This is a genomic window from Nocardioides hwasunensis, assembly GCF_014779665.1.
Classification (GTDB): domain Bacteria; phylum Actinomycetota; class Actinomycetes; order Propionibacteriales; family Nocardioidaceae; genus Nocardioides; species Nocardioides hwasunensis.
In genome coordinates, this window is the sequence record NZ_JACXYY010000007.1 from 174568 (window position 1) to 189895 (window position 15328).

General features: G+C 71.8%; 13 protein-coding genes. 9 read left to right on the plus strand and 4 right to left on the minus strand.

Going from position 1 to position 15328, the window contains the following annotated elements:
- Positions 1 to 114: 114 nt before the first annotated feature.
- Positions 115 to 870, minus strand: a complete 756-nt coding sequence (gene ppgK / locus IEZ25_RS17210; RefSeq protein WP_224749185.1) for a polyphosphate--glucose phosphotransferase — start codon at positions 868 to 870, stop codon at positions 115 to 117.
- 106 nt (positions 871 to 976) lie between these two features.
- On the opposite strand from ppgK, the gene IEZ25_RS17215 reads away from it, so the two are divergent.
- From IEZ25_RS17215 to IEZ25_RS17240, 6 genes are all read left to right on the plus strand, one after another.
- Positions 977 to 1621 carry a PadR family transcriptional regulator gene (locus IEZ25_RS17215; protein WP_224749186.1) on the plus strand — a complete coding sequence of 215 codons (645 nt, stop codon included), beginning with the start codon at positions 977 to 979 and terminating at the stop codon, positions 1619 to 1621.
- Positions 1622 to 1734: 113 nt separating this feature from the next.
- A complete protein-coding gene (locus tag IEZ25_RS17220; RefSeq protein WP_191200680.1) occupies positions 1735 to 2763 on the plus strand; it encodes an ATP-binding cassette domain-containing protein in 1029 nt (342 codons plus the stop codon).
- The gene (locus tag IEZ25_RS17225) at positions 2763 to 3527 is read left to right on the plus strand and encodes an ABC transporter permease (protein ID WP_191200681.1); all 765 of its coding nucleotides are present in this window, start codon (positions 2763 to 2765) and stop codon (positions 3525 to 3527) included. The genes IEZ25_RS17220 and IEZ25_RS17225 overlap by 1 nt, the downstream gene beginning before the upstream one ends.
- 80 nt (positions 3528 to 3607) lie before the next feature.
- Positions 3608 to 5011, plus strand: a complete 1404-nt coding sequence (locus IEZ25_RS17230; protein WP_191200682.1) for an MFS transporter — start codon at positions 3608 to 3610, stop codon at positions 5009 to 5011.
- Between the two features lie 37 nt (positions 5012 to 5048).
- Entirely contained in the window at positions 5049 to 6278 is a 1230-nt protein-coding gene (locus IEZ25_RS22335) for a M15 family metallopeptidase (protein WP_191200683.1), read from the plus strand.
- 17 nt (positions 6279 to 6295) lie between these two features.
- A complete protein-coding gene (locus IEZ25_RS17240) occupies positions 6296 to 7273 on the plus strand; it encodes an NADPH:quinone oxidoreductase family protein (RefSeq protein WP_191200684.1) in 978 nt (325 codons plus the stop codon).
- A gap of 4 nt (positions 7274 to 7277) precedes the next feature.
- Here the strand turns inward: IEZ25_RS17240 and IEZ25_RS17245 are convergent, their stop codons facing one another.
- A complete protein-coding gene (locus IEZ25_RS17245; protein WP_191200685.1) occupies positions 7278 to 8759 on the minus strand; it encodes a hypothetical protein in 1482 nt (493 codons plus the stop codon).
- Positions 8760 to 8916: 157 nt separating this feature from the next.
- Between IEZ25_RS17245 and IEZ25_RS17250 the strand changes: the two genes are divergently transcribed.
- Positions 8917 to 10860 (plus strand): M13 family metallopeptidase, encoded by a 1944-nt coding sequence (locus IEZ25_RS17250; protein WP_318152295.1) that lies wholly within the window; start codon positions 8917 to 8919, stop codon positions 10858 to 10860.
- A 61-nt stretch (positions 10861 to 10921) separates the two neighbouring features.
- Here IEZ25_RS17250 and IEZ25_RS17255 read toward each other — a convergent pair whose 3' ends face one another.
- Together IEZ25_RS17255 and IEZ25_RS17260 are read right to left on the minus strand one after the other, a co-directional pair.
- Complete coding sequence (locus IEZ25_RS17255; RefSeq protein ID WP_191200686.1) at positions 10922 to 11389, minus strand: hypothetical protein; 468 nt, start codon at positions 11387 to 11389, stop codon at positions 10922 to 10924.
- Between the two features lie 467 nt (positions 11390 to 11856).
- Positions 11857 to 13209 carry a collagen-like domain-containing protein gene (locus tag IEZ25_RS17260; protein WP_191200687.1) on the minus strand — a complete coding sequence of 451 codons (1353 nt, stop codon included), beginning with the start codon at positions 13207 to 13209 and terminating at the stop codon, positions 11857 to 11859.
- A gap of 121 nt (positions 13210 to 13330) precedes the next feature.
- Here IEZ25_RS17260 and IEZ25_RS17265 point away from each other — a divergent pair, with 121 nt between their 5' ends.
- Positions 13331 to 14125, plus strand: a complete 795-nt coding sequence (locus IEZ25_RS17265) for a 2-phosphosulfolactate phosphatase (RefSeq protein WP_318152296.1) — start codon at positions 13331 to 13333, stop codon at positions 14123 to 14125.
- Positions 14126 to 14247: 122 nt separating this feature from the next.
- On the plus strand, positions 14248 to 15261 hold the full coding sequence (locus tag IEZ25_RS17270; protein ID WP_191200689.1) for an SGNH/GDSL hydrolase family protein: 1014 nt from the start codon (positions 14248 to 14250) through the stop codon (positions 15259 to 15261).
- Positions 15262 to 15328: the final 67 nt, after the last annotated feature.

Consider the following 15328-nt stretch of genomic DNA (forward strand, 5'->3'; position numbering starts at 1 on the left):
CGAACAGGCAATCGACGCAGGGTGACCGCGGGGTGGCTCAGTGGCGGACGGCCGGTGGACCGGCGCTGGCCACTGGCGGGCCAACCCCGGGGATCGTCGTCCTAAAGTCGCAGGTCAGTCGTCCTGGCCGGCCTTGCGGTGCGCGACGAGGGCTGCGCCGACGATGCCGGCGCGGTTCTGGAGCTTGGCCGGGATGATCTCGGTCTCGACCTCGATGAGGTGGCCGAACTTCTCCCACGACTTGCTCACGCCGCCGCCGATCACGAAGAGGTCGGGCGTGAAGAGCCGCTCGACGTGGCGGAAGTACGTCGTCAGCCGCTCGCCCCAGGCCTCCCAGGTCAGGCCCTCGCGCTCGCGCGCGCTGGTGGCCGCCCGCGACTCGGCGTTGACGCCGTCGATCTCGAGGTGGCCGAGCTCGGAGTTGGGCACGAGCTGGCCGTCGTAGATCATCGCCGAGCCGATCCCGGTGCCGAGGGTGATCACCAGCACCAGTCCCTGGTGGCCCTTCGCGGCGCCGTACTCCGCCTCGGCCAGCCCGGCGGCGTCGGCGTCGTTGACGACGTGGACCTCGCGGCCGAGCGCCTCGGTGAAGATCGCGTCGGCGTCCCCGCCGATCCACGACTTGTCGATGTTGGCCGCCGACAGCACCACGCCGTGCCGGACGATGCCCGGGACGGTGACGCCGACCGGGCTCTTGGAGGAGGGGAAGCTGTCGACGATCTGGCCGAACACCTCGGCGACCGCCTGTGGGTTGGCCGGCCTGGGGGTGTCGATGCGGACCCGGTCGTGGGCGAAGTCGCCGTGCTTGAGGTCGACCGGCGCGCCCTTGATGCCGGTGCCGCCGAAGTCGATGCCGAAGGGGTGCTCCATGCGGGAAAACATAGCGTCCGCGCGCCGAGGGTGTGACGGGGGCAACACGAGGGTTGAGACGCCGACGGCCGGTCGGCGCCCCCGCGAACCGCCTACGATCCGGGTCATGGCCGTCCACACCACCCGCATGCTGCTGCTGGGCGCGGTGTCGATGTTCGAGCCGGTCAACGGCTACCAGATCCGGCGCGAGCTGGTCTCGTGGCGCGTCGACGAGTGGGCGAACCTGGGCCCCGGCTCGATCTACAGCGGGCTGACGACGCTGGAGAAGCTGGGCCAGGTGGTGCGCCACGACCTCGACGACGACGGCCGCGTCGTCGCGGTCTACCAGATCACCGACGCCGGTCGCGGCGAGCTCGCCCGACTCATCGGCGAGGGCCTGGAGACGGTGACGCTCTTCAGCGGGGTGGGCTTCCAGGCCGCCTTCGGCATGCTCCCGCTCCTGCGGCGTGAGGTCGCCCTGCGCCACCTCGAGGTGCGCCTGCACGAGGTGGACCGGGCGCTCGAGCCGTGGCGCGCCGACGACCACGTCCACGAAGCGCCGCCGCACGCGGTGCACGGCCTCCGCCTGTGGGTGGTGCAGCTGCGCGAGGAGCGGGCCTGGCTCGCGGACACCGTCGCGCGCCTGCGCGCCGGCGACTTCGAGCTCGACGGCGAGCCGTGGACGTGGGTGCCGCTCGCGAGCGACCCGGGACGCGAGATGGCCGCGGACCAGGAGCGCTACCGGGCGCTGCTGGGCCGCGCGACGAGCTGAGTCCTCCGCCGCGGCGACGATGTCGGTGGGCCGTCGCAGAATGGGGTTGCGGCGTCGCCCGGTGCCGTACGACACTCATGTTCAAGTTTGAACACACGAACGGGTGAGGACACATGATCACAGCGCGAGGACTCGTGCAGACCTTCCACACCAAGGTGGGCAGGGAGAAGAGGGAGGTTCGCGCCGTCGACGGTGTCGACCTCGACGTGGCGGAGGGCGAGGTCGTCGGCTTCCTCGGTCCCAACGGGGCCGGCAAGACCACGACCCTGCGGATGCTGACGACGCTGCTGCGCCCCGATGCCGGCACCGCGACCGTCGCCGGCTACGACGTGGTGAAGGAGTCCGAGCAGGTGCGCCGCTCGATCGGCTACGTCTCGCAGGCCGGCGGCGTCTTCTCCTCGGCGCGCGCGGGTGAGGAGGTGATGGACCACGGGATGCTCTACGGCCTGTCGAAGCGACAGGTGGAGACCCGGGGTCACGAGCTCTTCGACCAGCTCCAGCTCGACGGGCTGTGGGAGCGGATGCCGAAGAACATGTCGGGCGGGCAGAAGCGCCGCCTCGACATCGCGATGGGGCTGATCCACGACCCGACGCTCGTCTTCCTCGACGAGCCCACGACGGGGCTCGACCCGCAGGCGCGCGCCAACCTGTGGGACCACATCGCCCGGCTGCGCTCCGAGCGCGGGGCCACGGTCTTCCTCACCACCCACTACCTCGACGAGGCCGACGCCCTCTCCGACCGGATCGTCATCATCGACCAGGGCCGCATCGTCGCCTCCGACACCAGCGACAACCTCAAGGCCCAGGTCTCCGGCGACCTCGTCACGCTCGAGGTGGGTGCCGCCCACGTGGCGGTGGCCGCGGAGAAGCTCGCCTCGGTCGCGGAGTCGGTGGAGACCTCCGGCAGCCACGTCTCGGGGCGCGTCGCGCGCGCCGGACGCGTCGTGCCCGGCCTGCTGCGCGAGATCGAGCACGCCGGCGTCACGCTGGAGTCCATCGAGGTGCACCGCCCGACCCTGGACGACGTGTTCCTCACCCTGACCGGCCGCTCGCTGCGCGACGCCGAGTCCGAGAAGCCGGGGGAGCCCGACGCCGCCGACCCCGCCGCCACCGCCGCTGCCTCCGAGGGAGTGACCGCCTGATGTCCAGCTTCTTCCACGACTGCTTCATCGTCTTCCGCCGCCAGATCCGGATGAACCTGCGCAACCCCGCGTGGGTGCTCATCGGGATCCTCCAGCCGGTCCTCTACCTGCTGCTCTTCGGGCCGCTGCTCAAGCCGATCGTGTCCTCCTTCCCCGGCGCGGCCGACAACGAGTTCACCTTCCTCGTGCCCGGTCTGCTCGTGCAGCTGGGGATGTTCGGGGCGTTCTTCGCCGGTTTCGGTCTGATCGCCGAGTGGCGTGAGGGCGTCGTCGAGGCCGAGCGGGTCACCCCCGCCTCGCGCACCGCGCTGCTCGTCGGGCGCCTGATGCGCGACCTGGTCCAGCTGCTGGTGCAGGCCCTGATCCTCATCGGGCTCGGCCTCGTGATGGGCATGCGCGGCTCGGTCGGCGGCATCACCTTCGGTGTGGCGCTGACCCTGCTCGTCGGCGGTGCCTGCGCGGCGGCCTCCAACGCCGTGGCGCTGACCACGAAGTCCGAGGACGTGATGGCGCCGTTGATCAACATGGTGATGATGCCGGTGCTGCTGCTCAGCGGCATCCTGCTCCCGATGACGCTCGGCCCGAGCTGGCTGCAGCGGATCAGCGACTTCATGCCGTTCCGATGGATCGTCGACGCCGTGCGCGGCTCCTTCGCCGGTGACTTCGCGGGCAACAGCCTGCTCTGGGGCACCGCCTGGGCGCTCGCGCTCTTCTCCGCCGCCGTGTGGTGGGGCACCGCGACGTTCCGCAAGGAGAACGCCTGACCGCCTGGTCGCTGGTCCGGCCATCGACCTCGCACGGTTCGCAGGGCGCATCCTGACGTGCTGAGCCCTACGCTCTACAAGTGAGCGCAGTTTCCTGGGGTACGCCGACCGCGCGCGGGGTCGTGGCGGCCGCCACCCTCGGGTCGGGGCTGACCCTGCTGGACGGCACGGTCGTCAACGTCGCGCTGCGCACGGTCGGCGAGGACCTCGACGCCTCGCTGGTGCAGCTGCAGTGGATCACCAACGGCTACTTCCTCTCCCTCGCCTCCCTGATCCTGCTCGGCGGCTCGCTGGGCGACCGGCTGGGCCGGCGGCGGGTGTTCGTGATCGGCACGGTGTGGTTCGCCCTGGCCTCGCTGCTGTGCGGCATCGCGCCGAACGCCGAGATCCTCATCGCCGCGCGCGTGCTCCAGGGCGTCGGTGGCGCGCTGCTCACGCCCGGCAGCCTGGCGATGATCCAGGGCGCGTTCCGCGCCGAGGACCGCAGCCGCGCGATCGGCGCCTGGTCGGGCCTCGGCGGCATCGCCGCCGCGATCGGTCCGCTCGTGGGCGGGCTGCTCATCGACCACGGGTCGTGGCGCTGGATCTTCCTGATCAACCTCCCGATCGCCGCGCTGGCGATCTGGCTGGCGCTGCGATGGGTGCCGGAGACCCGGGACACGCGTGCCCTCGACCGGTTCGACGTGCCGGGCGCGACGCTCGCGTCGCTGTCGCTGGCCGGCATCACCTGGGCACTCACCGACGCGGGCGGACCGGCGACGTGGTGGGCGGGCGCCCTCGGTGTCGCCGCCGCGGTCGGATTCGTCGTCGTCGAGCGCCGGACCCACGGGCCGATGGTGCCGCTCGGACTGTTCACCGACCGCACCTTCAGCGCCGCGAACATGATGACCCTGATCGTCTACGCCGCCCTCGGCGCGATCCTGTTCTTCCTCGTCCTGCAGCTCCAGACCGTCGCCGGCTACAACGCCCTCGAGGCCGGTCTCGCGACGCTGCCCATGACCGTGTGCATGCTCTTCCTCGCGGCCCGCGGTGGCGCGCTCGGCGAGCGCATCGGTCCGCGGATCCCGATGACCTTCGGGCCGATGGTCATGGCCGGCGGCACGCTGCTCCTGCTCAGGGCCGGGCCCGGCGCCGTCTACTGGCGCGACGTCGCGCCGGGTCTCACCGTCTTCGGCCTCGGGCTCGCGCTGATGGTCGCCCCGCTCACCGCGACCGTCCTGGCCGCCGCCCCCGACGAGGTGACCGGCATCGCCAGCGGCATCAACAACGCCGTCGCCCGCGCCGGCTCCCTGCTCGCGGTCGCCGCGCTCCCCATGGCTGTGGGGCTCTCCGGCGACGACTACCGCGACCCGGCCGTCTTCGACGCGTCCTTCAGCACGGCGATGGTCGTCTGTGCCGTCCTCCTCGTGCTCGGCGGGCTGGTCTCGTGGATCACGATCCCGCACCGAGTCGAGGCTCCCGACGCGACGGACGTTGCGACGTAGTCCGGACCGCGCTTCGGCGGTCTCCTATCGTCTAGGGGTGCGCGTACGACGGGGGGCGTGGGTGGCGACGGCCGTCGCCCTCTCGCTGCTGCTCGGCGCGTGCAGCGGCTCGGAGGCTCCGGAGGACGGGCCGCCGACCTCCGCCCGCACCGGCGACGTACCCACCGACGAGCCCAGCGCGACGACCAGCGACACTCCGGTCCCCCCGGTCGCCGACCCCGACCACGCCGTCGACCCGCCGGGCGCGCGCGAGGGCCGGCTGTGGAGCGCAGACATCCTCGTGCAGTGGGACCAACCGCTCGCCGACGCGCTGGTCGAGAAGATCGACAGGCTCAAGGGCGTCGCGCACACCGAGCGCATCGGCCTCGGCCAGGTGAGCCTGGAGAACCGCGTGCTCACCGTCGCGGCGGTCGACCCGGGTGCCTACCGCCACTTCACCCGCGCCGACGTCGCCGACTTCCAGGAGGGCTGGGACCGCGTGGCCGGCGGCGAGATGTCGACGACGCAGGCGGTGTCCGAGCGGCTCTCCGACGACGACGGCTTCGTCCGCCTGGGCAGCGACGACGACGCGCCCACCCTGCACGTCGGGGCGCTCACCCCGCAGATCCCGACGATCGACATGGTGGTCAACCGCGCGTGGGCCGACGACATCGGGATGGGGGAGGACAACGGTCTGCTCATCTCCACCGACGGCGTCACGCCCGCGACCATCCGCAAGCCGCTCCAGCGCCTGGTCGGCAAGGGCGCCTCGGTGCAGATGCTCGACGTCGCCTCCCGCCTGGGCCTGGACCCCGACGCGCGGCTCACCGCGATCCCGACCGACAGCACCCTCGGCAGCGTGGTCGGCACCTACCGCTACCGCGTCGTCGACGGCCGCGTGGAGCCCGACGCCGCGTGGGTCGCGGCCAACATCCGCACCGAGACCGTCCCGATCCTGGGCAGCGTCACCTGCCACAAGGACCTCTTCCCCCAGCTGCGGGCCGCGCTCCTCGAGGTCCAGCAGCAGGGCCTGGCCAAGGAGGTCCACCCCAGCGAGTACGCCGGCTGCTACTACCCGCGCTTCATCGCCGACACGACCTCGCTCTCCAACCACGCCTTCGGCCTCGCCCTCGACCTCAACGTCCCGGGCAACCAGCGCGGCACGGTCGGCGAGATGGACCGCGCCATCGTCGGCATCTTCAAGCGCTGGGGCTTCGCCTGGGGCGGCGACTGGCGCTACACCGACCCGATGCACTTCGAGCTCGCCGAGGTGAAGAAGGTCGGCTGATGGCTAGGGTCGGACGAATGAAGGCAGTCCAGGTCGTCACCCTCACCGGCCCCACCGACGTCGAGGTGCGCGAGGTCGACGCGCCGGCACCCGGTCCCCACGACGTGCTGGTCGAGGTGCACCGCGTCGGCATCGCGTTCCCCGACCTGCTGCTGAGCCGTGGGGAGTACCAGTTCAAGCCCGATCCGCCCTTCACGCTCGGGGTCGACTTCGCCGGCGTCGTCCTCGATCCCGGCCACCCGGAGTCGAGCGGCTTCACCGCGGGCCAGCGGGTCGCGGGCGTCAACCTCCACGGCGGCGCGGCCGAGCAGGTCGCCAACCCCGCGATCTTCACCTTCGCGCTCCCCGACGAGATGTCGTACGACGAGGGCGCGGCGCTGCCGATGAACTACCTCACCGCCCTCTTCGCGCTCGAGGAGCGCGGAGGCCTGCGCGAGGGCGAGACGGTCCTCGTGCACGGCGCGGCCGGTGGCGTCGGCACCGCCACGCTCCAGGTCGCCCGGGGCCTCGGCGCCCGCACGATCGCGGTCGTGAGCACCGAGGAGAAGGCCGCCTTCGCCCGCGCGGCCGGGGCCGACGAGACGATCGTCGGCCCGGACTTCAAGGACGCGGTCCGAGAGCTCACCGGAGGCAGGGGCGTCGACGTCGTCCTCGACGTGGTGGGTGGCGAGGCGTTCACCGACTCGCTGCGCTGCCTGGCCGAGCAGGGGCGGGTGCTGGTCGTCGGCTTCGCCGCCGGTCAGGGCATCCCGCAGGTCAAGGTCAACCGGCTGCTGCTCGGCAACACCGACGTCCGCGGCGTCGGCTGGGGCGCGTACGCGATGGCGCGGCCCGGCTACATGCAGCAGCAGTGGCACCGGCTGACGCCGATGATCGCCGCGGGTGTGGTCAAGCCGCCCGTCGGGGCGACCTACGACCTCGCCGACTTCGGGCGCGCGCTCGTCGACATGGACGAGCGCCGCACCCTCGGCAAGTCGGTCGTGCGGGTCCGCTGAGCCGCTACTTCACGACCTTCACGGTCTCCTGGGCGAACCCGTAGCCGTTCTTCGTCGCCTTCAGCGCCACCTTGCCGGGCTTGCCGGCCTTGATGGTCAGCGTGCACTTCCCCGATCCCTTGGTGGTGCACGAGTCGCCACCGCCCTTGACCTTCACCCCGCCGACCCCGGAGCCGGCGTCGGTCACCGTGACCGTCACCTTCGACGCCTTGCCGGCCTTGGCCCGGCCCTTCGCCTTCAGCGTCAGGCCGGGGTTCACGATCCGGGAGAAGACCGACTGCGACGAGACGTCGTTGACCAGCACGGTGCCCTGGTCGAGCGAGGCGTCGACGGCGATGCTCCAGAGGTCGGAGGAGCCGGTCGGTGCCTTGATCGCCTGGACCGCGCCCGGCACGAACCCGCTCGGCGAGGTGCGCAGGGCGTACGCCTGGTCGGCGTCGGTCGTCCACGCCAGCCACAGCCGGCCGGTCGCACCGGACGAGAGGGAGACGAGGCGGGCGTTCTTCGTGCCCGGGACCGAGGAGGCCTTCGGGGCCCCGACGCTCCACAGGGCGATGCTCTTCGTCGTCGGGTAGCCGGTCTTGTAGGCCACCACGACGCCGCCGCCGTGGGGACGGGCCACCATCGCGACCCGCTGGTCGGCGGCGAGCGAGTCGGTGCCGGTGCTGGAGCCTGGCGCCTTGAGGACCGGGCCGGCCGTGGGGTAGACCTGCCGCACGAAGATCCCGTTGTTGTCGGCGGTGCTGCCGTTGGCGTACCAGGCCATCCAGACCGTGTCACCGCTGTTGACCAGCGTGGTGTCGTAGAGGCAGCAACCGCTGGCGGTGTAGACGGCGTCGTCCGCGGCCGCCGAGACGACGCCCTGGTCGGTGGTCTCGATGGCCCCCACGCGGACGGCGATGTCGGAGTTGAGCGTGCCCGCGGTGACCGGGGTTCCGTTGGCGAGCGTGGTCGCGCCGTTGCCGTAGCCGGAGTAGGCCGCGCCGAACTTGGTCAGCGCGTGCGGCTGGAGGCTCCACGCCGTGCCGCTGGCGTCGCTGACGGTGTCGTAGGCGTAGCCGTGGGAGAAGAAGTTGGCGGTGTTGGTGTCCTGCAGGCCGCTGAACATGAGCCGCAGCCCGCCCGCGGCCGTCGTCATCAGCACCGGGTTGTCGATCAGTGCACCCCAGGTGCCGAGCACGTTGCTGTGGCCGGTGACCTTGCCGCTGGTCGCGAGGGTGCTGTGCTCGTAGGCCGCGTCGGTGCCGACGTCCTGCTGGTAGACCGCGTGCAGCACGCCGTCCGCGGTTCGCTGGAGGGTGATCTCGGACAGCGTGTCGACCGGGCCGGTCGAGACCTTCGTCCAGCCCCCGCCGGCGCGGGCCTGGACGGGGGCGTGGGCGGGTCGGTCGTCTCCGGCCGCGCTCGCCCCGGCGGTGGGCGCGAGGGCGGCGGCGACGAGCCCGCCCGCGGCGAGCAGGGCGAGCACACGGGTGCGTACGGTCATCGGTCATCTCCCACGGGTAGGCACGTCTGCTCCCGACACACTCCTCCTCCGTGAGGCCACTGCCGAGGGTGGCAGCACGTGGTCTGGACCAGGGCCCCGTCGGCTCGGGACCGACGGTGGGATCGCCCCTTGGGCGCCATGACCTAGGGTCGAACGCGTGACGATCCTCGATGCGGCCCGCGAGGGCATGAACCCCGACATCCGGCCCCAGGACGACCTCTTCGGCCACGTCAACGGACGGTGGCTGGAGGAGACCGACATCCCGTCGGACAAGTCGAGCTGGGGCGCGTTCATCGCGCTGGCCGACGCCGCCGAGCAGCAGGTGCGCGACATCATCACCGAGCTGGCCGACCGCCCGGCCGACGAGCTCGACGCCGACGAGCGCAAGATCGGCGACCTCTTCGCCTCCTTCATGGACACCGAGACGATCGAGGCCAAGGGCCTGCGACCGGTCAAGGGCCTGCTCGACCGTGCCGCCGAGGTCGAGGACCTCACCGGTCTCGCCGCGTTCCTCGGGATGTTCGAGCGCATCGGCGGCCCCGGGCTGTTCGGCTCCTACATCACCCCCGACCGCGTCGACGCCTCGCGCAACATCGTCTACCTCGCCCAGGGCGGCCTCGGCCTGCCCGACGAGTCCTACTACGACGACGAGAAGTTCGCCGAGATCCGCGACAAGTACCTCGCCTACCTCACGACCCTGCTCACCCTCAGCGAGCACCCGGAGCCCGAGGCCGCGGCGGCTCGCGTGCTGGCGTACGAGACGCGCCTGGCCCAGGGGCACTGGGAGGCGGCCGAGACGCGCGACGTCCAGAAGACCACCAACCACAAGAGCCTCGACGAGCTGCGCGAGCTGTGCCCGGCCTTCGACTGGGTCACCTACGTCACCGGCCTCGGCGGCACCGAGGAGACACTGCGCACCACGATCGTGATGCAGCCCGACTTCTTCTCCCACCTGTCCACGGTGCTGGAGGAGACGCCGATCGAGACCTGGCGCGACATCCTCCACGTCCGTGTCGTGCGGAGCTCGGCGCCGTACCTCCCCGACGCGTTCGTCGAGGCCAACTTCGACTTCTACGGCCGCACCCTCAACGGCACGCCCGAGCTGCGGGCCCGCTGGAAGCGTGGCGTCGACTTCGTCGAGGGCTGCATCGGCGAGGCGGTCGGCAAGGTCTACGTCGCGCGTCACTTCCCGCCGTCGTCGAAGCAGATGATGGACGAGCTGGTCGCCAACCTCGTCACGGCCTACCGCCGCTCGATCGAGGCGCTCGACTGGATGGGCGAGGACACCAAGCAGCACGCCTACGACAAGCTCGACCGCTTCTACCCGAAGATCGGCTACCCCACCGAGTTCCGCGACTACTCCGCGCTCGTCATCTCCGCCGACGACCTGATGGGCAACGTCGCCGCGGCCTCGTCGTTCGAGACCGACCGCCAGCTCGAGAAGGTCGGCCAGCCCGTCGACCGCGACGAGTGGCTGATGCTCCCGCAGACCGTCAACGCCTACTACCACCCCGGCACCAACGAGATCTGCTTCCCGGCCGCCATCCTCCAGCCGCCGTTCTTCAGCCCGGACGCCGAGGAGGCCGAGAACTACGGCGGCATCGGTGCCGTCATCGGCCACGAGATCGGTCACGGCTTCGACGACCAGGGCGCGCAGTACGACGGCGACGGCAACCTCCACGACTGGTGGACCGCCGACGACAAGTCGGCGTTCCAGGCCAAGTCGCAGGCGCTGGTCACCCAGTACGACGCCTTCGAGCCGCGCAGCCTGCCCGGCGAGCACGTCAACGGCAGCCTCACCGTCGGCGAGAACATCGGCGACCTGGGCGGCCTGACCATCGCGCACAAGGCCTACGTCATCAGCCAGGGCGGGGAGCCGTCGGTCGAGGACCGGCGCACGCTCTTCCTCAACTGGAGCCACGTGTGGCGCACCAAGCGCCGCAAGGAGCAGGAGCTGCAGTACCTGACGATCGACCCGCACAGCCCCGCCGAGTTCCGCGCCAACATCGTGCGCAACCTCGACGAGTTCCACGAGGTCTTCGACACCGAGCCCGGCGACGGTCTCTGGCTCGAGCCCGAGAGCCGCGTCCGCATCTGGTGACGTCGCTACCGAACAGTCGCGGGGTCGATGTGCTCGATCTGGCCCGCGACTGTTCGGTAGCTCAGCTGTTCTCGGCGGGCACGGCGGCGAGGCGGGGCGCGAGCGTCGCGGTGTCGAGCGCCACCAGTGCCTCCCGCTCGCCACGCCGACGCATCTCGTCGAAGACCGCGCGCTCGGGTCGCGCGACCCTGACGCCGTAGCGGGTCCACGACTCCCAGGCGGGGCGATGCTCGAAGGACGGCGCGATGCCGGGGTGGCGACGCACGCCGCAGCGCGGGCCGAGGGCGACCGGCACGGGGAGTGGAGTGGCGCCGTCGACGGCGAGCCCGTCGAACCACGCGGCTCCGTGGAGCAGGCACGCCGCCCACCCGGTGATCACGGCCTGGGGAGGGAGTGCGGCAGCCACCTCGATGATGCGCTGCTGCACGAGGCTCCGATCGACGTCGCGGGGGACGTACGCCCCCCACGACGTGCGGGCGTAGCGGCGGCTCCTCGCCTGGTCGGGGGTCAGCTCGACCCCGACGCGCAACGGGGCGACCAGGCACAGGCGAGGGCGACATCTCGGACACGTGTGCCGGCTGTCGCCCCTGAACCGCCGGATCGAGGGCGACATCTCGGACACGTGTGGCGGCTGGGGCCCGCGACCGACGCCTGAACCGCCGGGGTGGCGGCGCGCGACATCCGATCAGCGGCTCACGATGTCGTACGCCGCCACCCTCACGAAGCAGCCGCCCGGGAGCCGAACGGGACCGACGCGTGCGTCGCGGCCGGGGCCGGGTGGGTCCAGGTGCAGGCGAGGTGCGATCGGGTCCCATCGGTGCCGTGGCATCACCACAGGATGTGCCAGGAGGTGCGTGACCCGTCGTCCGTCCTCCACAGCCCGGTGCTACCGATCAGTCGCGGGGTCGACGGTCCCGTTCCAGGCCCGGACTGTTCGGTAGCGCGCGCTGGCGCCCGGCCGCCCCGCCGTGAGTCTCCCCGAGACTCAGGGACGGCTCAGCCGGCGACGGTCACGCAGACGACCTCGAGGCTCAGCGTCTGCGCCGCGGTCAGGAGGTTGAGCCCGTTCGCGGCGTACGTCGTGTCGCTGGTGCGGACGACCTGGCCGATCACACTGTTGAGGTTGAGCAGGGCGACGCCTGGGAAGCCGGCCGACGCGGAGAGGGCCTTCTTCCCGCTCGGGCAGGTGGCGGTGACGGTCCCGGTGTTGCCGTTGAGGATGGCGGGGATCGACACGGTCCGGGTGACGATCTCGAACCCGCTGAGACCGGGAACGCCCTGCAGGCCCTGGATGCCGGGGACCCCCTGGATCCCCTGGTCGCCCTTCGGGCCCTGCTCACCGACGAGCCCCGGCAGACCCTGAGCACCTGCCGCGCCGGCGGCTCCGACCGCTCCGGTCAGCCCCTGGAGGCCGCGCTCGCCCTGGTCGCCCTTCGCGCCCACCGCACCCGCGAGGCCCTGGATCCCCTGCTCGCCCTTCGCGCCGGCGGCTCCGGCCAGGCCGGCCACACCCTGGAGTCCCTGCTCACCCCGCGCGCCCTGCTCGCCGACGAGCCCCTGGACGCCCTGCAGGCCCATCACGCCCTGGAGACCCGGGATTCCCTGGAGGCCTTGCAGTCCCTGGAGACCGCGCTCACCGATGAGTCCTTGGAGGCCTTGCTCGCCGGTGAGCCCGCGCGGGCCTTGCTCGCCGGTGGCGCCGATGGCTCCGGTGAGGCCTTGGAGGCCCTGCTCGCCGGTCAGTCCTTGGAGACCTTGTTCGCCGGTGAGGCCGCGCAGGCCTTGCTCGCCGGTGGCGCCGATGGCTCCGGTGAGTCCTTGGAGGCCGCGTTCGCCGATGAGTCCCTGCAGGCCTTGCTCGCCGGTGAGGCCGCGCAGGCCTTGCTCGCCGGTGGCGCCGATGGCTCCGGTGAGTCCTTGGAGGCCCTGCTCGCCGGTCAGTCCTTGGAGGCCGCGTTCGCCGATCAGTCCCTGGAGGCCCTGCTCACCGGTGAGGCCGCGCAGGCCCTGCGCACCCTGGAAGCCCTGGAGTCCCGTCGCACCGATCAGTCCCTGGAGACCCTGAAGGCCCTGCTCGCCCGGCAGGCCGGCGGGGCCGGTCGCACCCGTCGCCCCGGCGGCTCCGCTCGGCCCCGCAGCGCCGCTCGCCCCGGTGAGCTTCCGCTTCGTGCCCGCCCTGAGGTCCTTGATCATCAAGGAGCCGTCCTTGACGTCGGCCGAGGTGACGGAGCCGTCCAGGATCTGCTTGCCGGTGATCACCATCGACGCGGTGGCGCCGGCGCCGACCGAGAGGGTGAGGGCCGCGACGAGGGCGGTGACGGCCAGGGTGGTGCGAGATGTTGCCTTCACGAGAGCGCTCCGAGGAAGAGATGTAGATGTTTCGTATATATCGAGAGTAGGTACGGCCCCGGGTGCTCGCTGCGGAATGCGAATTTCCGTGTCGGCGGCTCCCAGGTTGTTGAATGTCAGGGTGACGTTGCCGGGCCACGACCAGTCCACCTATCGGCTCCGCCTCGAGTGGGGGCCGACAGGTGCCGAGGCGGTGCCCGCCGACTACGCCGTCGTGGTCGACGTGCTCTCCTTCACCACCACGCTGAGCGTGGCCGTCGAGCGCGAGATCGAGGTCTTCCCGTTCCGCTGGAAGGACTCCCGCGCCGCCGAGCACGCGATGCGCCACGGGGCGACCCTGGCGGTCGGCCGGTTCGAGGCACGCTCGCGCGGCGACGCCCGGCACGTCTCCCTCTCGCCGGCGAGCCTGTCGGAGGTGGAGGGCGTCGAGCGCCTGGTGCTGCCCTCGCCCAACGGCTCGACGATCGCCTTCGCCCTCGCCGACTCCGGCGCGCAGGTCGTCGGTGCCTGCCTCCGCAACGCGAGCGCGGTCGCCCAGTGGCTCGCGCCCAAGGTCGCCGACGGCGCCAGCGTGGTCGTCGTACCCGCCGGCGAGCGGTGGTACGACGACACCCTCCGGCCCGCGGTCGAGGACCTGTGGGGCGCCGGTGCGGTGCTCGCCGCGCTCGACGAGGAGGCCGAGGCCAGCGCCAGCCCGGAGGCCCGGATGGCGATCGCGGCCTGGCAGTCGGCGATCCTGCCGTTGGACCTCCTGCAGTGCGCGAGCGGCCGGGAGCTGGCCGACGCCGGCTTCGTGGCCGACGTCGAGATCGCCGCGCAGCACGACGCCAGCGACGTCGTCCCGGTGCTGGTCGGCGAGTCGTTCCGCGACAGCTCGACGCTCGCGCCGCGAGGTCCGCACCTGCGGCGGATCTGAGTCGACGAGCAGGCGAACGCTGGGCGAGGACCCGGGGCAGGCGCTGGCTACCGACGGGTCACCTTGCCTACTGTGAAGGAGGCCACACTCGGGTGGCCACCTATCTCGGAGGTTCTCGGACCATGACGCACACTTCTCGGTGGGCGGTGCTCGGTGCTGCCCTGGCAGGCCTGGTCACGCCCCTGCTCGTCCAGCCCGCGCAGGCGGCCGCACCCGTCTACGTCGCCCTCGGCGACTCGTACTCCTCGGGCACCGGCACGCGGTCCTACATCGACGACGGCACCAGCTGCCAGCGCTCGACACAGGCCTATCCCAGCCTGATCGCAGCCGGCCGCGGCTACGACCTCAACTTCCGCGCGTGCTCGGGCGCCACCATCCCCGACGTCGTCGGCACCCAGCTCGACGCACTCAGCGCGGCGACCAGCCAGGTGACGATCTCGGTCGGCGGCAACGACGCCGGCTTCGCCGACGTGCTCACCGAGTGCGCGCTGCCCGGCTGGGCGAGCGACTGCGACGGCGCCATCGACGATGCGCAGGCCTACGTCGAGGGGTCGCTGCCCGGCCAGCTCGCGAGCCTGTACGCCGACATCCGCGGGCGGGCACCCTCGGCCCGGGTGAGCGTCGTGGGCTACCCGCGGATCTTCATGGGGGAGGACTGCAACGCGCTCACCTGGTTCTCCCCCGCGGAGCAGGAGCGCCTCAACCAGATGGCCGACCTCATCAACGCGCGCACGTCGACGGTCGCCGCCGCCAACGGCTTCGCCTTCGCGAACCCGACCAGCGCCTTCGTCGGCCACGCGGTCTGCGACGACCCCGAGTGGCTCAACGGCCTGTCCAACCCGATCTCGGAGAGCTACCACCCCAACACGCTCGGCCACGCCAACGGCTACACCCCCGTCGTCAGCGGCTCGGTCGGCGCCGCCCTCGCCGTCACGCCCGCGATCGAGGCCGCCGCGGACGCGTCGGGCTCCGACCAGGCGGCGCGGCAGCAGCAGTACGCCGCAGCCGACCGCACGGTCGAGCCGAAGGAGTTCGTGGCCCCCGACCTGACGACGCCCGAGGTCCGTCGGGCCGCCCGGAAGGCAGGTGTCGACCTCGACGCCTTCATCGCCCGCAGCGAGCGCGCCGCGCGCTGAGGGTCGATCCCCACCCGGGGTAGTCCAGTGGCAGGTGGCTGTCCGCCCGGGACAGTCCAGTGGCAGA